Source organism: Capilliphycus salinus ALCB114379 (assembly GCF_047276495.1).
Taxonomy (GTDB): Bacteria; Cyanobacteriota; Cyanobacteriia; order Cyanobacteriales; family Microcoleaceae; genus Capilliphycus; species Capilliphycus salinus.
Genome location: NZ_CP178543.1, coordinates 5,401,729 through 5,427,632, shown reverse-complemented (window position 1 = coordinate 5,427,632; position 25,904 = coordinate 5,401,729). Strand labels below are relative to the sequence as shown.

The following is a 25,904-nucleotide window of genomic DNA, read 5'->3' as shown; positions in this document are numbered from 1 at the left end:
GGTAACTGTAAACTGTAAACACTGGTCAGGTGATAACTGATAACTGTTAACTGTAAACACTGATAACTGATAACTGGTAACTGGTGACTGTAAACTGAAAACACTGGTAACTGATCACTGATAACTGTTCACTGTAATGATGCACCGAACCAAAATTGTTGCTACCATTGGCCCGGCAACCGCCCAGCCGGATGTTTTACGTGCGTTGATCGAAGCAGGTGCAACCACCTTGCGACTGAACTTTTCTCACGGCACCCACGACGATCACCAACGCAGTATCCGAATGATTCGGCAAATTTCCTTTGAACTCAATAAACCCGTTGGCATTTTACAGGATCTTCAAGGCCCGAAAATTCGTTTGGGAAAATTTGAAAACGGTTCAATTATCCTCAAACGAGACGATCCCTTTATCCTGACCAGTCGTCTGTTACCGGGAACGCAAGAAATCTCGTCCGTCACCTACGAACCCCTGGCGGACGAAGTGCCAGAAGGTGCAAATATTTTGCTCGATGATGGCAAAGTAGAAATGAAGGTCGAAAAGGTTGATCGCAAAGCCAAAGAACTCCACTGTCGGGTCGTCGTTGGCGGGCCGCTTTCTAATAGCAAAGGGGTTAACTTTCCGGGGGTTTATTTGTCGATTAAAGCCCTAACGGACAAAGATCGCAAGGATTTGACGTTCGGCCTCGATCAAGGGGTGGATTGGGTCGCCCTGTCTTTTGTGAGAAATCCCCAAGATGTTTTGGAAATCAAAGAACTGATCGCCAGTGCGGGTAAAAATGTTCCGGTTATTGCCAAAATTGAGAAGCACGAAGCGATCGAACAAATGGAGGAAATCCTCACCCTCTGTAACGGCGTGATGGTCGCCCGGGGAGATTTAGGGGTGGAACTGCCGGCCGAAGATGTTCCGATTTTACAGAAGCGGTTAATTGTGACGGCGAACCGCATGGGAATTCCGGTGATTACGGCGACTCAAATGTTAGACAGTATGGTGGGCAACCCGCGACCGACGAGGGCGGAAATTTCTGATGTTGCCAACGCAATTTTAGATGGTACCGATGCGGTGATGCTGTCTAACGAAACGGCGGTGGGTAAATATCCGGTGGAAGCGGTGGCTACAATGGCTCGAATTGCCGCCCGGATTGAAAAAGAGGGGATTACTCGCAATATTTCGACGGTAGCCGATACCGGACGCTCAATTCCCAATGCTATATCGGCGGCGGTGGCTCAAATTGCCCAACAACTGGATGCGGGGGCAATTATGACGTTAACCAAAACCGGGGCAACGGCCCGCAATGTTTCTAAGTTTCGCCCTTCCACCCCGATTTTAGCGGTTACGCCCCATGTGGAGGTGGCAAGACAGTTGAGTTTGGTTTGGGGGGTGAAGCCGTTATTGGTCTTAGATTTGTCTTCGACGGATCAAACGTTTCAGTCGGCGGTGAATGTTGCCCGAGAAAATTATTTACTTTCTGATGGGGATTTGGTGGTGACGACGGCGGGAACGCTGCAAGGGGTTCCGGGTTCGACGGATTTGGTGAAAGTGGAAGTTGTCAATGCTTTGTTGGGCAAGGGAACGGCTGTGGGTCAGGGTTCTGTGACCGGACGGGCGAGAGTGGCAAGGGAGGCTTTGGAACTGAAGGATTTTAATCCGGGTGATATTTTGGTTGTTCCTCAAACGAATGCGGATTTTGTTGAGGTGATTCGCAAGGCTTCGGGTATTGTTACCGAAGTTGATAGTTTAACGTCTCATGCTGCGGTGATTGGTTTGCGTTTGGGTATTCCGGTGATTATTGGGGTGAAGAATGCAACGGATGTGATTCGCAATGGGGCTATTTTAACTTTGGATATGCAGCGGGGTTGTGTTTATTCTGGGGCAACCGGAGGGTAAATCAGTCACCATACCCGCTTGGCAAAAAAAAATACACCCTACCGTTGTTCGGAGAGTGCATTGAAGCCTTGCACTTCGGAGCATTTAGATCCATCCATCGATACATACGTCTCAACAGGTTGGACTTATGCAAACTGAAGGGAGTAGGCAATAGGCTGCTATAGGGGGAAGGGGAAAGGGGAAGGGGAAAGGGGGAAGGGGAAAGGGGAAAGGGGGAAGGGGAAAGGGAAAGGGGAAGGGGGAAGGGGAAAGGGCAATAGGCAACAGGTAATTCTTTCCTCCTGAACTCCTGAACTTCTGACTTCTGACCTCACGACTTCTTTCCTCCCGACTCCGGTCCTCCCAATTCCTGACTCCCAATTCTTAACTTCTAACTTCTAAATTCTCAAGATTGACCCAACTTTTTCACATTTCAACCTGGATTGAGAAGTGAAAAATATCCTTGATGTAAATAAAATTATTTTTTAAACTAGAAGGTACTTTGAAAGAAGTTTCTTCTAATTTCTTGGATTTTTGATAAAGTCAACTTATAAATTATTTCCCCTCTGAGAGGATTTAATCTAGAAGTTGGTTTTGAACGCCGACAAAATGTATACTTTTATACATAAAAGTCCCGGTTGAGATTAATTAAGATAATTGTTTCTTAACCTCATGCCCAACAATTTAACATATCATAGACATAAAACTTGAACAGTAGATTGAGCGGTCAAACAACTTCTATGAAATTTTAATAAAAATTGTAAACTTAAATTTTTTTTTCTGGATTCAATAATTTTTATTATAACCGTACCTGTGTATTCATCAAAATCTTAAATTTAACCAAGTAAAAGGTTCTACTAATGCTATGTTTTTTTTATTTCATAAAATCAAACAATTCGGGTTAAATTCCTATTGGTTATCAGTGTTAGTGGGCTTAAATTTCGGGGTTGCCATTGTTTTAGCCCAACAAGTTAAGATTCGCGATCGCAATTACTTAGAGGAGTTAATCCAATCAGACACCCAAGCCATAAAAGTGGCTTTTACAAATCGATTAAAAAATAAAATATCGACTCTCGAACGGATGGGAAATCGTTGGATGCTCGATCGCAAACAAGCCGAAGATCTTTGGCAAACAGAGACTTACAGCTATTTAGACTCTTATCCGCAGATCCTCGCTCTCGGACGCATTAATCCGGAGTCACGGGTGCAATGGGTGATTCCCACTATCGAAACTCAGAATATTACTCGCTTACATCAGGAGATCAAACGCTCTCAAAACCGGATAATCACTCAGTCTCAAGTGTTTCAGCAAACTCAAATAAGCGATCGGGTGGAATTAAACTACTTTAATCAAGAATTAAACGAAGGATTAGTTATCTATGTTCCCTTAATAAAAGAGCAAGAATTTCAAGGGTGGTTAGTGGCGTTGGTTGATGTTGATACTTTATTTAATGATTTGCTCAAAGAACTTGCTAAAGTGCATAATTATGACATTTACCTGACAGCAGGAGAAGATCAACTTTACCCAATCAATTCATCCCAACAGTATAAGCTAATTTCTTCCGATCAACTCGCCTATACTCAGAGATTTTCGGTAAATATTGCCGGAGCATCCTGGGGAGTTGAAATCATCCCGAGTTCAAAAATTCTACTAGAACATTATTCTTATCTTCCGACGGTGATTTTGTGCGGGGGATTATTAATTTCGGCGTTGTTGGGGTTGATGGTGTATTTACTCCAAGGGAGAACCCGACAACTGAACGATATCCAACAGCTTAACCGCTCGCTGCTGACCCTGAGCGAGTGCAACCAAGCTTTAGTGCGAGCAACAACAGAACAAGAACTTTTAAACGAAATTTGCCAGATTCTCGTTAAAATGGGCCGTTTTAAACGGGTACGAGTGGGGTTTGTGCAACCGGATAGCGAAACCCTCTGTTGGGTTGCCAATGGTAGTGTTGAGGATTTGTTGAATGTTGTCGATTGTCAAAGTATACTAAAAGCGACGAATAAATCGACAGCAACAGTCTTACAAACAGGGGTCTATAATATTGCTTTGTGTCAGCCTTGTACCAGAGACTCTACTCATTTGGAAAGCTATTATGTTGGGAATTTTCCCCTGTTGGGGACAAACGAACACAATCGGATCGGTTATATCGGGGGAAAAGAGAATTCCTTATTCATACATCAAGATGTTTTTGGGGTTTTGGTATTAGAATCTGTGGAAAAAGAAAATTTTGACGAAGCCGAAATTCCGTTACTTCAAGAATTAGCTTCGGATTTAGCTTATGGAATTAACACCCTGCGAATTCGTCAAGCTCGACGGGAAAGTGAGGAAAAGTTTCGCCAAATTGCAGAAAATGTTGGAGATGTATTTTTTGTGCGTTCTCTACATCCGCCTCAAATGCTTTATGTTAACCCCGCATACGAAAAAGTTTGGGGGTATAGTTGTCAAGAAGTTTATCAAAGACATGATGCTTGGTTTGATGCGGTACATCCCGACGATCGCGAACGGGTTTTAGAGAAACTCAACCCGTTTATGAATTCCGGTGAATTAGAAATCGAATATCGGATCATTCAACCAACAGGAAAAGTGCGTTGGATTTCGTCGAAGGCGTTTCCGCTTTATAACGAACAAGGAGAGGTTTATCGTAGTGTTGGAATTGCGACTGATACCACCGATCGCAAACAAGCAGAAGAAGAATTAAGTAAACTTTCGGAACGCTTGCAATTAGCGCTTAAATCGGGTGAAATTGCAATTTGGGAATGGGATGTTGTCAATAATATTTTAACTTGGGATGAGCGGATGTATCAACTTTATGGTATTGAACCGTTAGAGTTTGATGGTGTTTATGAAGCGTGGCAAAAAGCGATATATCCCGAGGATCAAGAGCGGGCTTATTCCCTTTCTCAACAAGCTTTGCGAGGGGAGAAGGAATACGATACAGAGTTTCGGATTGTGCATCCTGATGGCTCAATTCACTACATTAAAGCGGATGCTTTAATTCAGTATAATGAAGCGGGTCAGGCTGTAAAAATGATCGGAATTAACTATGAGATTACCGAAGAAAAAGAAGCCGAAATGAAGTTGAAAGAACAAAAGGAATTACTGGAAACGATTTTGGATAATATTCCGGTGATGATCGCCCTAATGGATAGTCAGAATAATTTTATTTGGGTTAACCAAGAATGGGAAAAAGTTTCGGGCTACAAATTTGAAGAAATCGGTCAGTTTGATATCTGGGCTGATGCTTTTCCTGACCCAGAATACTTTCAAGATATTCGGAAAAAGGTGCAAGCAGAAACTGGAAGTTGGGTCGATATGAAAATTCGGGTGAGGGACGGACGAATTACCGAACAAACTTGGATGAATACTTATCTTTCCGACGGTAATATTATTGCCATTGGTCAAGATATTACAAAACGAAAACGGGACGAAGAAAAGCTTCGCGAAAGTGAAGAACGGTTGCGTCGAGTTTTAGAAAATATGACGGTGATGTTGGATGCTTTTGATGAGCGGGGGAATATTATTGCTTGGAACAAAGCCTGTGAAAAAATTACGGGATATACCGCAGCGGAAATGATTGGTAATTCTAAGGCGATGAAGTTGTTATATCCCGATGAAAATTACCGCCAACAGATGAGCGAAGCTTGGCAAGCGAGAGGGAATTATTATTATGATTGGGAATGGAATTTAAGGGCAAAAGATGGCAGTGTAAAAACGATTAGTTGGACGAATATATCCGATGTTTATCCGGTTCCGGGTTGGGCGACTTGGGGAATAGGAATTGATGTCACCGAACGCAAACGAAATGAAGAAAAGCAACGGTTATTATATGAAATTAATCAAGCGATGACGGCGGCTGAGGATTTGGATTCGGCGTTAGAAATTGCCTTATCGTTTATCTGTGAATCGATTCATTGGGATTTTGCAGAAGCTTGGATACCGGATGAAAAAATCCAATCTCTAGAACTTTGTTCTCATTTCTACAGTAACAGTTCGGATTTTGAACCGTTTTTCTTTGGAAGTCTTCAAATCAAATTTAAACTGAATGAAGGACTACCTGGAAAAGTGTGGGCGAGTAAAAAACCTCAATGGTTAGCGCCTTTATCAAAACAGGTTGATTCGGTTTATTTGCGGAGAGAATTGGCGGAGTTGGTTCAACTCAAAACCGCTTTGGCGATTCCGATTCAGTTGGAAAGTCAAATTGTTGCTATTTTTGTTTTCTATTGTCGGGAATGTCGTTATCGAGATCAAAGTTTAATTGAGTTAATTTGTTCTTTGGGAGATCAACTGGCGCTAACGGTTCAGCGACGACGGATTGAACAGGATGTTCGGGAGTTGAACCAACGCCTGGAAGAACGGGTAAAAATTCGCACGGCGGCTTTAGAAACTACGAACCAAGCTTTAAAAGAAGCGAAAGCGGCGGCGGATGCGGCGAACCAAGCTAAAAGTACATTTTTGGCACAGATGAGTCACGAATTGCGAACACCGCTTAATGGGGTTTTAGGTTACACTCAAATTCTCCAACGCGATCCTACACTAACGGAGCGACAACAACAAAGTTTGGACGTTATTTATAAATGTGGGGAACATTTACTCGATTTAATTAATGATATTTTAGATTTGGCAAAAATTGAAGCTAAAAAAATGGAATTGCATCCGACTGCTGTCAGAATCGAGAGTTTTTTAGACGAAATCGCCGCGATTTTTCATCCGAAAGCCGAAGGGAAAGGATTAAAATGGAAATATTTAATCGATCTAAAAATCTCCGATGTATACTGTTTGTTTGATAAAAAAAGACTCCGACAAATATTGCTAAATCTCTTAAGTAATGCGGTTAAATTTACCGATACAGGTGAAGTGATGTTTGCGGTAGAGGCCATCTCCCCTTTTACGGATTCTACTCAATCTGTTACACTAAGGTTTAAAGTTCAAGATACAGGAATTGGTATTCCTTCTGAAAGTCTTGAACGTTTATTTCAGCCCTTTGAACAAGGTCTGGAAGCGTACAAACAATCAGAAGGAACGGGTCTGGGTTTAACAATTACTCAAAAACTTTTAGAGATGATGGGTAGTAAACTAGAAGTCGAGAGCAAATATAATCAGGGAAGTCTATTTAGATTTGATCTTCAGTTGCCCATTGTACCGGAAGTGGAACGGCCCGAGGAATCCAGTAAAGTATCTAAAAGAATTATTGGAATTAAGGGAGAATCACCTCAAGTATTGGTGGTTGATGATCGATTAGAAAATTGTCTTTTTTTGCAAGAGTTTCTGTCATCAATTGGCTTTCAAGTCGAAATTGCAAAAAATGGTAAAATAGGCTTAGAGAAAATGAAATTACTCCATCCAGATTTAGATGTGGTCATTGTTGATCTTGTTATGCCTGAGATGGGTGGGGTAGAAATGATCTCTATAATTCGTCAAGATCCAGCTTATGAAAAGGTTAAGCTTATTGTCGCTTCGGCTAGCGGTTTTCTTACCGATCAAGCCTTTTGTTTTGAAGCCGGATGCGATGCTTTTTTGGTCAAACCGATTGACAGTAATGTACTGCTCAAAAAGTTAGATAATTTACTTAAAATACAATGGATTTATGCAGAAGAAAAAGAGTCACTATCGGCCGTAAAGCATCAAAAAAAATTAGCCGAGGACTTCTCCGCTAATATCGACGATCTGTTACTCGAAAATTTATATGAGTTGGCTTTAGATGGAAAAATAAAACAAATTAAAGAACAGGCTTTAAATCTCAAACAAATTGATGCGAGTTATGCTTCTTTTGCGGAGGCTTTGCTAGAACTTGCGAATCAGTTTCAAGAAAAAGAAATCTGTCAACTTCTCGAAAACTATCGGAGTAAAAAACATGAATAAAATTTCCTGTTCCCCCACTAAAATTATTATAGTAGATGATAATTCCCAAAATTTGGGCTTATTGTTTAATATTCTGGATAGTATTGGTTATGATGTGCGGATTGCTCAAGATGGAGAAAGTGCGATCGCCAAAATTAAACGCGATCCGCCGGATTTAATTTTATTGGATGTAATGATGCCGGGAATGGACGGGTTTGAAGTTTGTTCTCAGTTAAAGTCGGATTCAAAATTAACAGAAATTCCGGTGATTTTTATGACGGCATTATCGGAAACGGTCGATAAACTGAAAGGATTACAATTGGGGGCGGTTGATTATATTACCAAACCCTTCAGTCACGATGAAGTGATCGCTCGCCTTCAACAGCATTTAAAACTCTATCAAACCACTCAAAAACTTAAACAAGAAGTTATTGAACGCACGAAAGCTGAAATGGCTCTTTCTCAACTGAATCAACAGTTAGAACGGCAAGTTCAAGAACGCACAAAAGAGCTAGAAATCACGTTAACACAGCTTCAAAAAACCCACAGAGATTTATTATCACGCAAGCAAGAATTAGAATACATGGCTTGCCATGATAGCTTAACGGGACTCCCGAATCGGAATTGGTTTATGTTTAGATTAGAGAATTTGATTAAGCGTTCGCAGGTTGATTGTAGCTTTCATTTTGGGGTGATGTATATCGATCTCGATCATTTTAAAGTGATTAATGATAGCATGGGGCATATTGTTGGAGATGGTTTGCTCAATCAAGTTGCTCAACGGTTGTTGAAAACTTGTGCTAAAACTTTCGGTTCTGTGGTGCGTTTGGGTGGGGATTAATTTTTAATTATATTAGAAAATATTTGCTATATTGAAAAAGCTAGTGCCTTAGCAGAAAGGATTTTAGAACAGTTTAAGTTACCTTTGGAATGGGAAGATTATCAATATTATATTAATGCCAGTATTGGAATTACTCACAGTTCTTTTGGATATAAAGATGCCGCTGAAGTCTTGCGAGATGCAGATTTGGCGATGTATAGTGCAAAACGAGCCGGAAGAGGCTGTTATCGAGTTCTAACAACCGATTTGCAACAGCAAGCGGCGTTGCGCTTAGAACTTGAACAAGAGCTTAGAAAAGCAATCAAAAATAAAGAATTTTGCTTGTATTATCAACCCATTGTTTCTTTGACAACGGGAGAACTTGTCGGGTTTGAAGCGTTAGTGCGTTGGCAACATCCAATTCGGGGAGTTGTTTCACCAGGACTTTTTATTCCCATTGCAGAAGAAACCGGTTTAATTTATGAGTTGGGAGACTGGATTTTACACTCGGCAATTAATCAGTGGCGAGACTGGCAAGAACAATTTCCCTCCTGTTTAAATTTGGTGCTTCATATTAATTTATCACCCCTGCAATTATCCCAAGATAATCTATTTGTTAAACTGGAACAACTTCTGATAGAAAAACATCTAGATCGAACGGGTTTAAAGCTAGAAATTACCGAAAGTTGCTTGATCTCCAATCAGGTGAAAGCGTCGCGAGTTCTGGATCAAGCTAAAAAGATAGGGTTGCAATTGTGTATTGATGATTTTGGGACGGGTTATTCTTGCTTAAGTCACCTGCAAGAATTACCCCTTGATAGTTTAAAAATAGATCGCACTTTTGTCCAGCATCTCGGACAAAAAGATGATGCAATTGTTCGCGCAATTATCGCTTTGGCTGATAATTTAGGTATGGAGGTGGTTGCAGAAGGGATTGAAACTTTTGAACAATGGCAACAATTGCGAGCGTTAGGCTGCGAATTTGGACAGGGATATTTGTTTGCTAAACCGATGGATATTCATCAAGCAACCTATGCGATCGCCGCCTTACAAGAAGGAACAGCAATCTTTATGGAAAATCCATCTATTTTTGACAATCGGATTGCTAATTAATTTTTTTTTACTTTATGAAATGGTCATTAAAAACGACGATTTTCACAGGATGTGCGCTGGCTGTGACAATTTTAGCAACAGTAAGTGGATTGTCTTATTGGAATACAATTCGCTTGGTTAAGACCTCTCAAGAGGTTTCAGACAAGCATAAAGTGATCTCAGAAATTCAAGAACTTATTTATTTAATAGAAGCGATCAAAAATCAACAAGAACGATATATTGTGACCGCCGATCAAACTTATTTTTATAGTTATCAAGAAAAGTATACTTTAATCCAAAGACAGCTTGATTTAATTGAAGCAATTACCCAAAATAATCCCCGCCATCAGAACCGAATTGCTGTTTTAAAGTCTCTGGTCAATGACCAAATTGATTTGATCGAAAAAAGCATGAATCTGCGGATAACCGAGGGATTAGAACCCGCTCTGATCTTTCTACAAACGGGTGAAAATCAAGTCGTCAATGAGAAAATCCGCCAACTGATTGAGCAAGTTCAAACGGAAGAAAACCGCCTGTTAGAACAGCGAACGACCGCAGCGATCGCCACAACCAAGAATATGATCGTTGCTATTGTTTTGAGCAGTATTTTTGCGGTGGGGTTGGTCTCTTTAGCCGGATTTATACTGTATCAAGATGTCAAAAAACGGCGGGATATTGAGGAAAAATTGAGAACCAGCGAAGCCCAATTTTCGGGAATAGTCGATCTCGCTCAAGATGCAATTATTTCCTTTAATCAACAGCAGGAAATTATTCTATTTAACCGCAGCGCCGAACATTTATTTGGTTATTTTGCCGAGGAAGTGATCGGACAAGCCTTTGAGATGTTGCTTCCGCCAAATTATCAAGTCATTTATCATCAAAATATTGCGGAGTTTGCCGACTCAACAAAAACCAGTCATCGCACCGGAAAAGAATGGGGAGAAATTCAAGGAATTCGTAAAAATGGCAGCGAATTTCCGGCCGAAGCTTCTATTTCTAAACTGGAAGTTAATTCTCAACAAGTTTTTACGGTCATGTTGCGCGATATTACCCAAAAGAAGCAAGCCGAAAAAGTATTAGAAGAAACCAATCAAAAACTATCAGGATGGGTCGGAGAATTAGAACGATATAACCGCGATTTACAACAGATTAGCGTGATGAGTGATTTATTACAAGCCTGTGTCACGGTAGAAGAAGCTTATAAAGTAATTACCAGTTCACTCAAACGCCTATTTCCTCATACTTCGGGAGGGGTATTTATGATGAGCGAATCTCGACATTTAGTTGAAGCGGTTGTCATTTGGGGAAACCCCGAAAGTGAAAGATTATTTACCCCCAATGAATGTTGGGCGCTGCGTCGAGGAAAGCGACATTTAGTTGAAGATATTAATACCGATTTACTCTGTCAACATCTCACTTCTGCTTCTGTTCCTCTCCCGGTTGAATATGCTTGTATTCCGATGATGGCGCAAGGAGAAGCCATTGGAATTTTACACTTAAGTTCTCAAGAAAAAGGAAAATTATTTCACGCTCAAAAAGCGCTCGCCGAAACCGTTGCTGAACATATTGCTTTGGCGCTGGGAAATTTAAAATTGCGGGAAAAACTCCAACTCCAAAATATTCGCGATCCCCTAACTGGCTTGTTTAATCGACGCTATTTAGAAGAGTCTCTAGCCCGGGAAATTTATTGTGCTGAACGCAAAAAACAAACCTTAGGAATTATTATACTCGATGTCGATCATTTTAAACAATTTAATGATACTTTTGGTCACGAAGCCGGAGATTTACTCCTTCAAGAATTAGGTCTTGTTCTGCAAACTTCCATCCGTAAATCTGACATTGCTTGTCGCTATGGAGGAGAGGAGTTTTTATTGATGCTTCCCGAAACCAATTTAGAAACCGCTCAAGAAAGAGCAGAATTGTTGCGAGAAGAGGTAAAACACATTAACTTACATTATCGTCGTCAGACCTTGGGAAGGATTTCAATTTCTGTGGGAGTGGCGATTTTTCCTGAACATGGACTCACGAAAGATGCGGTTATACGAGCGGCTGATGAGGCTCTTTATCGCGCTAAAAAAGAAGGTCGCGACCGCGTTTTTGTCGCCAGTTTGCTTAGACCAGAGGAGTAATATCAAAGCTTAAATTATAATCGGTTTCTCCTTCAAATTGAGAGACCCGCACATAATAATTTCCGGCGGTTAGTTCATCAAAAATTATAGATTCCGAAGCAATCCCCAAGTTTTTTGATACCGCAAAAATATCATCAAAATCAACGGCTAAATTCCCGTTAAGATCTTCTAAAATCTCCAAATCAGCATCGGCGGTTAATTCAGTCAAACGAATGGTAACTGCACTGGCTTCATTCGGGATAACAAAACGATAAATATCAGCCGGATTTTCTTCACTAACTGATTCAATTACAGTCCGACTTCCGAGGAGAGTATCGAGTTGAAATGCTCCCGATAAATCATTTCTAGGGTCGGGAGAAACGCCCAATTTTCCGGTCGGAAGTCCGAAGCGAAGAAAATGTTCAAATAAACTATTTACAACCCCGTTTTCGATAGCACCGATGGCTTCGGGATTGCGTTCTTGATAAAATAAAGGGTCAAAAAATAAACTGGGGTTTCGTCCTTCAAATTGACCAAATCTAAAAAAGTGTTCAAACGGGGTGAGTCGCTGTTCTTCAAAAGCGGTTTGAACGTCGGGATATTGTTCTAAATAATAAGCCGTATCAAATAAGGGATTGGGGTTTCGTTGTTCAAACTGACCAAATAAGATAAAATGTTCGGCTTCTGTGATCGCTTCTCGTTCAACCGCACCGGAAACATCGGTATAAATCGAACGATAATAACCCAGATCAAATAAAGGATTGGGTTGCAAACTTTCAAACTGACCGACTTGCAAAAAATGATCCAGTCCGCTTTCAAATTCTCCCGCTTCTACTGCGGCTTGAACTGCGGGATATTGTTCAAAATAAAAGTCTTCATCTAAGAATTCTTCAAAGGTAAGCATCAAGTATTAACTCCTCAATATTATAAGGTTAACCTTTACCCGATAACGTTAAGCGATCATAGCATTTTCAATGGATAATTGACAATTGATAATTGATCATTAATTAATGGGGTTGAAGACCTCGACTTTCAAGGAGAAAAAAGAAAAATTATTTCCTCTCTGTCAATCCTCTTCATAAAGGAGCGAGGTAATTATCCATTATCCATTATTAATTATCAATTATTGAATAGCCCCTTTGACCAACCGAAATAAAATGTATACTTTTGTTAATAATTTGAGCTATTTTAACGACAATAGATAACAATAAAGCCTGGGCAGTTCGTGTAACTTATAAAAGCAAGGTAAAATCATGGCTAAATCTGCATTAATGCGGGTCTTGCGTCAGGCGTATCGCATCGCTCAGATGTCGCGCCGAACCGGAATTCCCACCGATGAACTGTTAGGAATGCACGAGAAAAATAGCCCGACTCCTGCTATTTTAACTCGCCGTCGTTTGCTACAAATCGGGTTAGCCAGTGCCGGTGCAATGGCTACAGCAACTCTTAGCCAATATCGACATCGTGCTACTGCTCAGTCTAGCATTTCTCCGGTGTTAATTGTGGGCGCGGGAATTGCCGGATTAGCAGCAGGTTATCGCTTGGGTCAAGCCGGAGTTCCGATAGATATTATTGAAGCCAGAAATAAAGTTGGCGGGCGAATTAATACCCGAACCAAAGCCGCAGGAACGCCTTTAATTGCCGAATTAGGCGGAGAATTTATTGATACCGATCATATCTGTATTCGCAGTTTAGCCGAAGAATTGGGCTTATTTTTAATTGATTTATTACCCGTCGATGCGGGATTAATTCCCGATACTTATTTTTTTGAAGGTCGGCGAGTTTCCTTAGAAGAAATTATTAATGATTTTGTTCCGGTGGCGGCGCAAGTTGAAGCCGATTTAGAAGCACTTGAGAACTTTGAAGATTATACCAGCGAAGATGAAACAGCCCTAGCACTTGATAATATTTCTTTGGCTCAATATTTAGATCAAATTCCTACAACGCCGATTATTCGCCAACTGCTAAAAATTGCTTACACGTCTGACTTTGGGTTAAATCCTGAAGAACAATCCCCCTTAAACTTAATTTATTATATCGGGACTGAACCGGGAACTTTTGAAGTTTTTGGAGACAGTGACGAACGGTTTTATCTCGATGGTGGGAGCGAACAAATCACCCAACGACTCGCCCAATTGTTAACGGGTTCGATAGCCACATCAACTGTTTTAGAATCGATTCGAGAACAGTCAGACGGGCGTTTTTTGGTGAGTTTACGTTCGGGAATGAATAGTTTTGAACGCACCTATGAACGGGTGATTTTAACGGTTCCGTTTAGCGTTCTTAGAACGATTGAAATTGACGTTGAGTTACCGGAAATCAAACGACAAGCCATCGAAACGGTTGGCTATGGTACAAACTCGAAATTAATTACCGGTTATACTGATAAAATCTGGCGAAGTCGTTTTAATTCTCGGGCAAATGTTTTCACCGATTTGGGCTTTCAAAATACCTGGGAAAGTAGCCAGAGCCGCTATGCTTCGAGTACGGTAGGTTTAATTACAAACTACACCGGAGGAAGCAAAGGCGTAGCGATAGGAGCGGGAACAGTTGAAGACCAAGCCCAATTATTTCGCAGCCAATTTGAGGCGGTATTTCCGGGTATTAATGGGGTGGCAATTCCTAATCAAGCAGACCGTGCATTTTGGACGGGAAGTCCGTTTAGTTTGGGGTCGTATTTGTGTTATCGACCGGGAGAATTTACCCGATTTTATGGCGTCGAAGGAGAACGAGTGGGGAATTTATTTTTTGCGGGCGAACACACCTCTTTAGAATATCAAGGGTTTATGGAGGGGGGTTGTGAAACTGGAGAATTAGTCGCCAGTGATATTTTAGAAGATGTGGGTTTAACTGAAATTGCCGAAGCAATTCGGGCTAAATTTCGGGCTAACCGTCGTTTGCGGATTCGTCAAAATCGGCGTCCGGGTGGTCGCAGAATGCAGAGACGACTTCAGTAAATTTAACTTGAATACACCAGAGAAAATGACACGTTACTTGCAAATTTTACAACTGTTTTGGAGAACCGCAATCGCGGCAGAATTAGAGTACAGACTCAACTTTATTCTATCAACTATCAGCAGTTTAGGCAACTTAATCGGGAGTATTTTTGGATTATTTTTGTTTTATAGAACCGGCTATGAATTTGAAGGTTGGAGTTGGCAAGAAGCGTTAGTTGTCTTGGGAATTTTTACGATTTTGCAAGGATTTTCCGCAACCGTTTTAGTTCCAAATTTGAATCGGATTGTTACCCACGTTCAAGAAGGAACCCTGGATTTTATCTTATTAAAACCGATTAGCAGTCAGTTTTGGTTGTCTACCCGCACCGTTTCACCTTGGGGGCTACCGGATTTTATTTTTGGGTGTATCATTATTATTTATGCTGGCCGTCAATTACAGTTAGAAACTGCCGATTATTTTCTGAGTTTAATTCCGCTTTTTTTTGGAATCATCAGTTTATATAGCTTGTGGTTTATGTTGGGGGCGATGAGTATTTGGTTTGTAAAAATCTATAATGTAACGGAAGTTTTGAGCGGGTTATTAGAAGCCGGTCGCTTTCCGATGGTGGCTTATCCTACGGTTTATCGATTTTTCTTTACCTTTATTGTTCCCGTCGCCTTTTTAACAACAATTCCCGCAGAAACGCTATTAGGTCGAACCGAAGCCAGTTGGGTTATCGGTTCGGGAATTTTGGCTTTAATTTTATTCTGTTTTTCCGCCGGGTTTTGGCGGTTTGCGTTGCGGTTTTATACCAGTGCATCCAGCTAATTTTATCTCTAAAAAACCTCCTCCTAAAAACCCGGTTTCTTTGTCCTAAAAACCCGGTTTTTTTGAGAAACCGGGTTTTTAAATTATCGTTTTACTTGCGACCAATCAACCAATAAGTAATCATTTTTCCTTTTCCTTTGATGGGAATTTCACCCCGCTTTTCAAACAAATATTCATCTTTTAATCGGTCATAAAAAGCTTGAGTAACTTGAATTTTTCCGGGTTCACCGGAAGATTCCATCCGGTAAGCAACATTAACGGTATCTCCCCACAAATCATAAATAAACTTATGAGTTCCAATCACTCCAGCCACAACAGTACCGCTATGAATTCCAATCCGAATTTGTAGGGTTTCACCATAAGCAAAAGGAAAATGATCCACAACCAATTGCATTGAAAGCGCCATATCTGCAATAGCTTCGGCGTGATCTTCGCGGGGTAAAGGTAAACCCGCAGCCATCATGTAAGCATCTCCAATGGTTTTAATTTTTTCTAAATCTAAACCTTCTGCGAGTTGATCAAAAGTCGAAAAAATTTCATTGAGTAATTTAACCAGTTGAATGGGTGTTAACCGTTCGGAAAGAGCGGTAAAATTTACTAAATCTGCAAATAAAATACTCACTTCATCATACTTTTCAGCAATTAAACCTTTTTTTTCTTGTTTAAGTTTTTCGACAACTTTTTTCGGAAAAATATTCAACAATAATCGTTCGGATTTTTCCCGTTCCAGGCGAAGTGCTTCTTCGGCGAGACGGCGTTCTGTGGTATCTGTCGCTACGGATAATACCTCTATTAAATTACCATTTTTATCAAAAATTGGCTGATTAATCCAAGTCACCCAAACCCGTTCCCCATTGCTGCGAATATTCTCATTTTCGTGAACAATATACTGTTCTGGATTCTGACAAATATTATCGATTAAATTGCGTAAATCTCGTCCGGATGTTTCAACTTCAGGAAGAAGTGTTCCCATTAACTTTTGACCTAAAATTTCTGATTCTTGATAGCCAAAAAAGTTTAATCCATATTCATTAATAAACAAAATTCGTCCCGAGCGATCCCATTGAACAATAGCAGAACTAACATTATGAACAACATGACGAAGTTTTGCTTCATTGGTTTTCAAAGCTTCTTCTGTAATTTTACGTTGACTAATATCTCTAGAAACCCAAATTACTGTATTTTGAGTCAGGGGTGAAATACTTCCCAAAAAGCAAACTAACTGTTGATTAATCGTGAGATTATATTCCACTTGAACCGTCTGCTTTGTTGTTAAAGCCGTTTGAATACATCCCAATAACCGTTCGGCTTCATCGGGAGGAAAATAATCGGATAATTTTCGCCCGACAATCGCTTCGGGAGTACAAAAAGATTGATCGGTTGGCGCCAATTTTAAACCCTTTCCTGAAGCATCTAACACCATAACAACCTCTGTCATGGCGGCAAATAACGCCTTCATTTCGGCTTCGGATTTCTTTTGTTGAAGAACCGCCCCCAATTGATTGGTCGCAGCACAAACTAACTCAACAAATCGTTGATCTTGAGGGCGAGACTCCCGCATAAAGAAAACCAATACTGCTAACACCGGAGCCGTGAAAACCTCCTCGATTTTCCAGTTAGAACTTCCAAAAATCGGCACGCCAAAATGAGCTTTTAAACCGTAATTTTTAGCCGGATTTTGAATAAAAGGCAGGTGACGAACTGGGAAATTAACGTTTTCCGGTTCGGCTTCAATATTATCAACCCATTCCGGTTGTTTGGATTGCCAAACTCGTCCGGCGATTCCTTCTCCGGGTTTAAATCTAATCCCATCTAAATGAGAGCGAAAAGATTCCAGAGCGGCGTTCATTTGAGCATTTTCTGGAGAAAAATAAGACAACATCGGACTAGATTCGAGAACCGTTTGGTCAGTCGAAGGAAGCCAAACCTCGCCATAAACCCAATTGGTGGTTTCACAAAGCGTTTGTAATGCAACTTGCAAAGCGGTTTCAAAATCCGGCGCCGAACTAATAGCCTGACTTAAAGTTAAAAGCAGTTGTAATTCTTCTTCGGCTTGTTGACGTTCTCGGACTTGTTTTTGCAGTTCTTCATTAGCTCGAATTAATTCGGACGTTCGTTCGGAAACTTTCTGCTCTAAAGAAAAATTTAATCGTTTTAAAGCCTGATTTTGCAAGTCTAACGTTTTCTCTTGAAAATAACATCTCAGCGCTTCTCTGACGGTTAAAACCAAGTCGGTTTCATCCCAAGGTTTAGTAATATAGCGGTATAAATTGGCTTGATTAATTGCTCGAATAACAGCCCGTGTTTCTACTTCTCCGGTGAGCAGAATTTTTAAAGCCTTCGGATATTTTTCGTGGACTTTAACCAGCAGTTCATCTCCGGACATTTCCGGCATAACTTGATCGACAATCAACAGGGCAATTTCCAATCCTTCTTCGGAAAAATCCTCTAAAATTTCCAGCGCAGCTTCTCCACTTTCAGCGCCAATAATTTCATACTGTTCTCCCAAATAATGCTTGAGTAGCTCGGTGAGAGCCACCAAAATAGACCATTGATCGTCAACACATAAAATAGCCAGATTACTCATAGATTAGTTTAAGGCAGAGGAAATGATATTCACCAATTCCTCCTCGCTCCAAGGTTTATATAAACAAGAGTACAAGTTCGCCTGATCTTGAGCGCGTTGTACCGCCAAATTATCCGCTTGACCCGTTAACATTACCGTGAGAATTTGGGGATATTTTTTATGAACTTTAATTAAAAACTCATCCCCTTTCGTTTCGGGCATTAACCAATCCGAAATAATCATTAAAATTTCAATCTCGTCCTCCTGTAGTTCTTCAATAATTTCCCACGCTTCCTCGACACTTTCGGCCATTTCATACAAATATTGACTTCCAAATCGCCTTTTGAGTTGTTCTTTGAGGCTTTCTAGAATAATCGCCTCATCATCAACACACAGAATCGCTTTTTCCGACATAATCATCTAGTTTTAATCATCAACAACAATCGGCTGAATTTTTTCCTGAATTGTATCAGTTTTTCTCGGCAGATCAACCCCCATTTTACAGAGACTCCTTAAGGCGTCTCCCTCGGTAGCCAGACCTGAAATCGCGTGTGTCCGACTTGGCTTTCAAACTCAATCTTTCCCTGATGTTTTTCAATAATTTTACGAGCAATATCCAATCCCAAGCCGCTCCCTTCTCCCGCAGGTTTGGTGGTGAAGAATGGCTCAAAGATTCTTTGCTGAACTTCGGGGGGAATACCTCCGCCCGAGTCGGCGATCGCAACCACCACCCCGTCTTGGCGTTCAAACGCAGAAATTTGTAAACACCCCTTACTTTGCATAGCATGAATCGCATTGTGAATCAAATTCGTCCAAACCTGGTTTAATTCATCAGGATAACACCAGATGGGAGCGATAGGCTGATAGTCTCGAATCACTTCAATTCCTGAGGAGATTTGATTGCGATACAACTCTAAAACCGTTTCTAGACCCTCTGTAACTCGAACAAACTGTTTTTGACCACTATTATCATAACGGGCATAACTTTTTAGAGCAAAGACTATTTTTGCAGCCCGTTCGACGGCTATAATAATATTTTGACTATTCATTTTCAGACCGATGAGATTATAAGCTTGTTGCAAGATAAAATCGGCATTAGGACTTTTGAAAAGCGGAAAAAAAGCTTCTATTCCTTCATAAATTTCTAAGTCCACCAAAGTATCTGCTATTCGCCGAGCTTTGGGGATCTCCTGTTCTTCGAGATGCCGGGTTATTTCTCGCTTCAACTGACGTTTTTCTTTACTGTTGAACTTTTGTTTTTCTGCCTTCAATGAACAATCTAATAAAGCAAAAAACTGTTCTTTATCGGCCGATGAAGTTTCATTGACCAATTGCGGCAATGTCTCTAAAAACTCCTGAATCGCCGTTTGTGAATTATTACTCGACGCTAAAATCGCCCCCAAAGGTGTATTAATTTCATGGGCTATACAGGCGATCAGTTGCCCCAAAGCCGCCATTTTTTCCGATTGAATCAAATGGTTTTGAGTGGTTTGAATTTGGGTTAAAGCTTGAGATAAATCTTGATTTCTTTCTTCTAAACTTTGACGCAAAAAACGATTTTCGAGTTGAACTTGGACCCGAGCCACAACTTCTTGTACTTGAAACGGCTTGGTAATATAATCTACTCCCCCCACTTCAAAGGCTTTAACTTTATCAATCACCTGATCCATCGCACTGATAAAAATCACCGGAATCTCTGGGATTTCCGGATCGGATTTGAGGAGTTTACACACCTCATAGCCGCTCATTTCTGGCATCATAATATCCAGCAAAATCAAATCCGGGGGTGATTTTTTTATCCCTTGAATTGCCAGATTTCCGCTCGTATACGCTCGCACTTGATAACCCCGATTCGTTAACAAGTTTACCAAAAGTTGTAGATTTTCTGGAGTATCGTCAATCACTAAAATCTCTGGGGAAAATGAGCGGGTTTCTGACTGCATATTCATCTTGGATCGAAGGTTAATCTAATGTTGTCGTTTATCGCCTACCCCGGCGCCTCAGTCCTTTGGAATTTTCAATTGAATTTTACTAGATCGAGAAAAAAACATCCCTTTGATAAGTATATAATCATACTGCACAACCCCGCAGACTCCGAGAGGGGCAGCGCCGTTTTATTTCTGTAAAATTTGATGGGTGAGAAGGTCAGCCGGTCGGGATTTACCAGAAAATGGACTCAAAAATATAAATTAAAGCTTAAGAATTAACCGTAAGAATGGACATCTGGCGATCGCCAACCCTTCGGGATCTTCTTTTCCCGGAGACGATCAAGACGGGAAATTTTATAAAGTATTGTTGCTTTTTGCTTAAAAAAAAGTTGCGATTTTAAGGTTTCCTGACGCCCTCGCGATACGAAATGTTATGAAATATTATTGCTGATTTTTTTTTACTAAAAGGTTTATGTCGAACCAAATTTTTTAAGAAAATGTTCATAATGAGCAAATGATTAAGACTGTTCTTAAGAGAATGTTAAACAGATGAGAGTAAGTAAGGTGTTTACTCTGTCTATATAGCAGTGAAAACAACTTAAAAGACTCTCAAACTTGAGTATCTACCAGTTGCAATACTAACTCTATCTCACTATTCTAATCTAAATTCTAAATGCTTGTCCAAGCCGCTCAATCGAGACTCAATGCAAGATTAGGATGAAGGTTATGCAAGATTTGAAAGCAGTTTAACCCAAACCTAAAACTTGATCCATCCCTCAAAAAAAAAGTGAGGAAGATTTTCAACTTGAGTTGTTAGATCAGCAAAAAGGTTAACGGTAAAAATTCTACTTTCAAGTTTAAATTGTTGTTTCAGTGTCTTCTCACCCTCCCAACTATGTCCTATTCAATCCCTGAAAATTGTTCTGGATGTGGAACCTGTCAACCCGAATGTCCGACAGGTGCCATTCAACAAGTCGAAGGACAACTCTGGATCGACCCCAAACTGTGTAACCACTGCGAAGGATACTATAGCGAACCCCAATGCGTGGTTCATTGTCCAATCAGTTGCCCGGTTCCCTTACAACCGAAAAAAGGACGCTATAAAGCCACTGTCCGAATGCCCACCAGTCCGGATATTTTCCTCAATGGCAAGAATAATCCCTTCGCCTCCTCGATGGTGGTCTGGGAAGCCTGTAATCTCCTGACCAGCGCTTCTTTAATCCCCTGGCAACTCAACGATGAAGGTCAACCCTACTATGAACGAACCGTCAAACAAGGGGAAGGATCGATCATCTTCCGACTCACCAACGAGATCGAATCTCAGACCCCCGAAATCCTCCAACATGAAGCCGCATTAACCGCCATTGAAGGCATAGACATTCGCGCCGCAGGTTTGCATCTGATTTATGCGGCCTACGCCACCACCCTCGATCGCCCCTGGGAACAAGAATTTGTGATCAGCGATCGCCAAATCGAACAATATCTCGGACTCGACAAACGAAAAGATCTCAGCAAAGCCAGCAAATTAACCCTGATTAAAGCCCTCGCCCAACAACCCTGTCAACTTCTCACCACCATCAATTGGCCGCAACAGGGCAAAGTCAGAGGCTTCTCCGTTGGCGAAGATCGCCTCTGGCACCTACTCGATATCAAGCATCACTTTCAAAAAGACTCCGAAGGAAACAAATACCTCACCGGCTTAACCTTCACCCTCAAAGCCGGTATTTGGGCGCAATATTTCCTCAACAAACACGACTATCGCAAACGCACCGCCTTTTATCAATACGGTACATTACCCAAATTCCTACTCAGTACCGTGATGAGTATCTGGCAACAACACATCGGCGCCGCCCGGATGATGCTGTGGTTGTTGTTTAAAGCCAAAATGGGAAGAAAGCAGTGCATCACCATTCCCACCCTGATGCGGGTCGCCTACGGCGAGGAAAAGATGTCTCAAGCCGATCTTCACAGCGAACACCGCAAACGCCTAATTCGATCGTTTGAAAGCGATCTCGAAGTTCTCAATCACTACGGTATCAAAGCCGTATTTGATGCGGCCACCTACGTTCCCGAAATTCAACCCCTGTGGGCCAAACTCGCCGAATTACCCGACGATGCCGAAGAAGCCCTCGACTTTTGGATCAACGATGGCGGTCAAGATCAACGTTTAACCGATTCTAGTCCCCGAGGAAAATGGAATCGCTTGATGAAAGCCCGAATTTCTTGGTTCGATCTTCCCCCCGAGTGGGAACAACAACTTGCCAAACTGGACAAGAAAAAAACCTCTCGCATCTCCAATAAAACTAAAACTTCTACCCGAATGGGTTTATCGGCTAACCAAATTGCTAACGCCCGCAAACGCCGAGGAATTAGTCAAAGACTTTTGGCAGAAATGGCCGGAAAAAGTCAAAGCTGGATACGGGATTTAGAAAAAGGTCGTTTTTCTGCCAAACCCAAAGACGAAGCGGTATTACGAAAAGTCTTGGGAATTTGAGAGGGAAATTAGGCGCCAAGTGCAGGCAATCTTGCAATCATGCTAGCATTTTAATGCTTGTCGTAATGGTTTGAATTTTAGTGTGAGGAGTGCATGGCGATCGCCATCGGTGAGGAAATAGGTTTGATCAATGGATAATTGACAATTGATAATTGATCATTAATTAATGAGGTTGAAGACCTCTCCTTTCAAGGAGAAAAAAGAAAAATTATTTCCTCTCTATCAATCCTCTTCATAAAGGATCGAGGTAATTATCCATTATCCATTATTACTTATCCATTATTGAATGATTGGTTTTTCATCCCTAAAAGTTCAATCTTCTGCGATCGCCAAAATCAATTCAATTTGCACCGGCAGAATTTGCCCAACCCATATAAGGAAGTTGACCCGCCGTTGCTTGAATTTCCTTGACATTTGCCAACAATTGACCGCAACTATCCCAAGTTCCACTCAGGAACATTTGTCGCGATCCGGGGTTCATATTCACCTCAATTTTGACATCCCCACATTGCACCTGTAGTGCTTCTAAATTCACCTGCATCGGTAATTGTGGATCGGCTTGTAACGCCTGTTGTAACTGTTGAACCTGTTCCGGCGTTGCGGTCACACAAGGCACCCCAATTGCCACACAATTTCCAAAGAAAATCTCGGCAAAACTTTCGCCAATGATTGCTTGAATTCCCCATTTTGAAAGGGCTTGTGGGGCGTGTTCCCGCGATGAACCGCAACCAAAATTACCGTTAACCACCAAAATATTCGCCCCCTGATATTGAGGCAAATCAAACGGGTGATTTCCCTGAGTTTGTTGGCGATCGTCAGCAAACGCTTGTTCGCCCAAACCATCAAAAGTCACACAGCGTAAAAACCGGGCGGGAATAATTCGATCCGTATCAATATCACTCCCAACCAAAGGAATTCCCCGTCCTGAAATGCTTTGAATTTGACTCATTTTTTCCTCCTGTAAATTCCTGTTAATTATTTGTGAGCGATCGCAAAAAACATGGTAATATCTAACCCAACTCCATCTTCTGTTGCTAACGTCTCAATTTGTCTTTGAAATTCGGCTGTCAAGTTCTGCGTTTGTTCGGGGGTTAGTTCAGATAAGGGATGTCCGTTTGGGTGTAACCAAGTGCCTTTCCAGAATTGTTTGGCTTCATCAAGACTAAGAAATCTGCCAAATTGTTCAGTTTTGATATCAATTTCTGGAAATCCCGCTTGTTGGAATTGATGGTAACATTTTTCTGAACTGCCAACGGGTTCGTGTAAATTGGGTAATAAAATCCCATTATTCGCACAAACCTTCGCAATTAACGGCGTGAAATGAGACGTTTCTGCATAGGCGGAAAATGCCATAAACCCATCCGGTTTTAGCCAGCGATATCCCTTCGTTAATAGTGCCGGAATATCCGGAAATAAGACAATAGCCGAAGAACAAAAAATTCCATCAAAATAACAGTCTGGGAAATCAATTTTTTCTGCATCCGCTTCAATCAATTGAATATTATTCAAGCCTGCATTTGCTATTTTTTGTCTGGCTTGATCCAGCATCACCGCAGAAAAATCAACCCCAATGACATCCCCCTCATCCCCAACCTGTGGACTGACGGCGATCGCAATTATAGCCGTACCCGTCGCCAGATCCAAGACTCGCTGTCCGGGCTGAAGTTGAGGGGCTAACTCCACCAGTCGCAACGCCCGTCTGACCGTCAGATTATTATCATAATTGGTTCGCTTATCGTAGAAGGCCTGAATTTCCAGTTGAGGTGAGGTGAGGTTCATTGGTTACAACAACTCGCGGATATCTGTTACTTCGCCCTTGACTGCTGCGGCTACCACCATCGCCGGACTCATCAACAAAGTTCGCCCGGTAGACGAACCCTGACGCCCTTTAAAATTACGATTAGACGAAGACGCACTAATTTGATTTCCTTGCAGTTTATCGGGGTTCATCGCCAAACACATCGAACATCCCGCCTCCCGCCATTCAAACCCCGCCTCTTGAAAGATTTTATCAAGTCCTTCGGCTTCAGCTTCTTTTTTAATGCGTTCAGAAGCGGGAACCACAAAGGCTTTCACCCCATTCGCCACATGACGTCCTTGGGCAAATTTCGCCGCTTCCCGCAGATCACTTAACCGTCCGTTGGTACAACTGCCAATAAAACAAACATCCACTTTTGTTCCTTTGATCGGCGTACCGGGAGAAAACTCCATATAACGGTAAGCTTCGGTTGCGACATCGCGATCGCCGAGATCAAAACTCTCTAAACTGGGGATAGTCTCATCGACCGCTATTCCCTGACCGGGTGTAATTCCCCATGTTACCGTCGGAGAAATCTCCCCCGCATCAAAAATCACCACATCATCATAAACCGCATCGGCATCGCTGTGGAGACTTTCCCACCAACTCACGGCTTTATCCCAATTTTCGCCTTTTGGTGCAAAATCTCGCCCTTTGAGGTAGTCAAACGTTACCCGATCCGGGTTAACATAGCCGCAGCGGGCGCCGCCTTCGATGGACATATTGCAGATGGTCATCCGTTCTTCCATCGACATCGCTTCAAGGGTCGTCCCCGCAAATTCGTAGGCGTAACCCACACCGCCTTTAACGCCCAGTTTGCGGATAATATGCAAAATCACATCTTTGGCGTAAACACCGGGACGCAATTGACCATTGACTTCGATCCGACGAACTTTTAATTTAGAAAGGGCTAAGGTTTGGGACGCCAACACATCCCGCACTTGGGAGGTACCGATCCCAAAAGCGATCGCCCCAAAAGCACCGTGAGTCGAGGTGTGCGAGTCCCCACAGGCGATCGTCATTCCCGGCTGTGTCAGGCCTTGTTCCGGGGCGATCGCGTGAACGATTCCCTGATCGCCCGAACCGATATTATAAAAGCGGATGCCGTAGTCTTTGCAGCTTTTTTCTAGGGCTTGCATCATCTCCTCCGCCAAGATATCCACAAACGGACGGGCTTGGTTATCGGTGGGAACGATATGATCGACAGTGGCGACCGTGCGCGAGGGATATAGCACCTTTAAATTTCGTTCGCGCAGCATCGCAAAAGCTTGAGGACTGGTGACTTCGTGGATCAGGTGCAAACCGATGAAGAGTTGAGTTTGACCTGAGGGGAGAGTGCCAACCCTGTGCAAGTCCCAAACCTTATCAAATAGTGTTCCGTTGCTCATAATCAGATCAGCTTGTATTGCGGGTATTTCACGCTTTCTATCTTTGATTTATTTTACCTGAACTTCGGTCCAGCAGTGTTGAAAAAAACCCAAAGAAACCCAGACCGGAAGCTTGGGCGAGAACGTTGTCGATTTCTTCAACAAATGTTAGAATAGAAGTAGCAAAAGTAAAAAGCACCCCATGTTTAGAAGCAATGACTTGGGTGCTAAGAGGTTGAAGTTTCATCACAAAAGGA

At 41.8% G+C, this 25,904-nt stretch carries 15 protein-coding genes and 1 pseudogene; 8 read left to right on the top strand and 8 right to left on the bottom strand.

The window, feature by feature from the left end; genetic code table 11:
- The first annotated feature begins 139 nt into the window (after window positions 1–139).
- The 5 genes and pseudogenes from pyk to ACL6C3_RS21940 all read left to right on the top strand — a co-directional run bounded on the left by pyk (window position 140) and on the right by ACL6C3_RS21940 (window position 11,750).
- Entirely contained in the window at window positions 140–1,885 is a 1,746-nt protein-coding gene (gene pyk, locus ACL6C3_RS21960; protein ID WP_413168388.1) for a pyruvate kinase, read from the top strand.
- Between the two features lie 844 nt (window positions 1,886–2,729).
- Window positions 2,730–7,730, top strand: a complete 5,001-nt coding sequence (locus ACL6C3_RS21955) for a PAS domain S-box protein (RefSeq protein WP_413161171.1) — start codon at window positions 2,730–2,732, stop codon at window positions 7,728–7,730.
- Window positions 7,723–8,712 (top strand): annotated as a pseudogene (locus ACL6C3_RS21950) (diguanylate cyclase domain-containing protein); the annotation flags it as partial. The gene ACL6C3_RS21955 and the pseudogene ACL6C3_RS21950, both read left to right, overlap by 8 nt.
- 30 nt (window positions 8,713–8,742) lie before the next feature.
- Window positions 8,743–9,642 carry a putative bifunctional diguanylate cyclase/phosphodiesterase gene (locus ACL6C3_RS21945; protein ID WP_413168387.1) on the top strand — a complete coding sequence of 300 codons (900 nt, stop codon included), beginning with the start codon at window positions 8,743–8,745 and terminating at the stop codon, window positions 9,640–9,642.
- A 14-nt stretch (window positions 9,643–9,656) separates the two neighbouring features.
- The gene (locus ACL6C3_RS21940; protein WP_413161170.1) at window positions 9,657–11,750 is read left to right on the top strand and encodes a diguanylate cyclase; all 2,094 of its coding nucleotides are present in this window, start codon (window positions 9,657–9,659) and stop codon (window positions 11,748–11,750) included.
- On the opposite strand, the gene ACL6C3_RS21935 is transcribed toward ACL6C3_RS21940, so the two are convergent.
- Window positions 11,734–12,633, bottom strand: a complete 900-nt coding sequence (locus tag ACL6C3_RS21935) for a PPC domain-containing protein (protein WP_413161169.1) — start codon at window positions 12,631–12,633, stop codon at window positions 11,734–11,736. The genes ACL6C3_RS21940 and ACL6C3_RS21935 overlap by 17 nt on opposite strands.
- A 349-nt stretch (window positions 12,634–12,982) precedes the next feature.
- Here ACL6C3_RS21935 and ACL6C3_RS21930 point away from each other — a divergent pair, with 349 nt between their 5' ends.
- Together ACL6C3_RS21930 and ACL6C3_RS21925 are read left to right on the top strand one after the other, a co-directional pair.
- Window positions 12,983–14,686 (top strand): flavin monoamine oxidase family protein, encoded by a 1,704-nt coding sequence (locus ACL6C3_RS21930; protein ID WP_413161168.1) that lies wholly within the window; start codon window positions 12,983–12,985, stop codon window positions 14,684–14,686.
- 25 nt (window positions 14,687–14,711) lie between these two features.
- Window positions 14,712–15,494, top strand: a complete 783-nt coding sequence (locus ACL6C3_RS21925) for an ABC transporter permease (RefSeq protein WP_413161167.1) — start codon at window positions 14,712–14,714, stop codon at window positions 15,492–15,494.
- Window positions 15,495–15,585: 91 nt separating this feature from the next.
- Here ACL6C3_RS21925 and ACL6C3_RS21920 read toward each other — a convergent pair whose 3' ends face one another.
- The 3 genes from ACL6C3_RS21920 to ACL6C3_RS21910 all read right to left on the bottom strand — a co-directional run bounded on the left by ACL6C3_RS21920 (window position 15,586) and on the right by ACL6C3_RS21910 (window position 20,009).
- A complete protein-coding gene (locus ACL6C3_RS21920; RefSeq protein WP_413161166.1) occupies window positions 15,586–18,081 on the bottom strand; it encodes an adenylate/guanylate cyclase domain-containing protein in 2,496 nt (831 codons plus the stop codon).
- A 3-nt stretch (window positions 18,082–18,084) separates the two neighbouring features.
- On the bottom strand, window positions 18,085–18,474 hold the full coding sequence (locus ACL6C3_RS21915; protein ID WP_413168386.1) for a response regulator: 390 nt from the start codon (window positions 18,472–18,474) through the stop codon (window positions 18,085–18,087).
- A gap of 98 nt (window positions 18,475–18,572) precedes the next feature.
- Entirely contained in the window at window positions 18,573–20,009 is a 1,437-nt protein-coding gene (locus ACL6C3_RS21910; RefSeq protein WP_413161165.1) for a sensor histidine kinase, read from the bottom strand.
- A gap of 874 nt (window positions 20,010–20,883) precedes the next feature.
- Between ACL6C3_RS21910 and ACL6C3_RS21905 the strand changes: the two genes are divergently transcribed.
- The gene (locus ACL6C3_RS21905; RefSeq protein ID WP_413161164.1) at window positions 20,884–22,482 is read left to right on the top strand and encodes a helix-turn-helix domain-containing protein; all 1,599 of its coding nucleotides are present in this window, start codon (window positions 20,884–20,886) and stop codon (window positions 22,480–22,482) included.
- Between the two features lie 340 nt (window positions 22,483–22,822).
- Here ACL6C3_RS21905 and leuD read toward each other — a convergent pair whose 3' ends face one another.
- Genes leuD through ACL6C3_RS21885 form a run of 4 tightly spaced genes read right to left on the bottom strand, consistent with a single transcriptional unit; the run spans window position 22,823 to window position 25,894 of the window.
- On the bottom strand, window positions 22,823–23,431 hold the full coding sequence (gene leuD, locus ACL6C3_RS21900) for a 3-isopropylmalate dehydratase small subunit (protein WP_413161163.1): 609 nt from the start codon (window positions 23,429–23,431) through the stop codon (window positions 22,823–22,825).
- A 26-nt stretch (window positions 23,432–23,457) separates the two neighbouring features.
- Window positions 23,458–24,261, bottom strand: coding sequence for a class I SAM-dependent methyltransferase (locus tag ACL6C3_RS21895; RefSeq protein ID WP_413161162.1), 804 nt, complete (start codon window positions 24,259–24,261; stop codon window positions 23,458–23,460).
- 3 nt (window positions 24,262–24,264) lie between these two features.
- Window positions 24,265–25,668 carry a 3-isopropylmalate dehydratase large subunit gene (gene leuC / locus ACL6C3_RS21890; protein WP_413161161.1) on the bottom strand — a complete coding sequence of 468 codons (1,404 nt, stop codon included), beginning with the start codon at window positions 25,666–25,668 and terminating at the stop codon, window positions 24,265–24,267.
- A gap of 37 nt (window positions 25,669–25,705) precedes the next feature.
- A complete protein-coding gene (locus ACL6C3_RS21885; RefSeq protein WP_413161160.1) occupies window positions 25,706–25,894 on the bottom strand; it encodes a hypothetical protein in 189 nt (62 codons plus the stop codon).
- Window positions 25,895–25,904 lie beyond the last annotated feature (10 nt).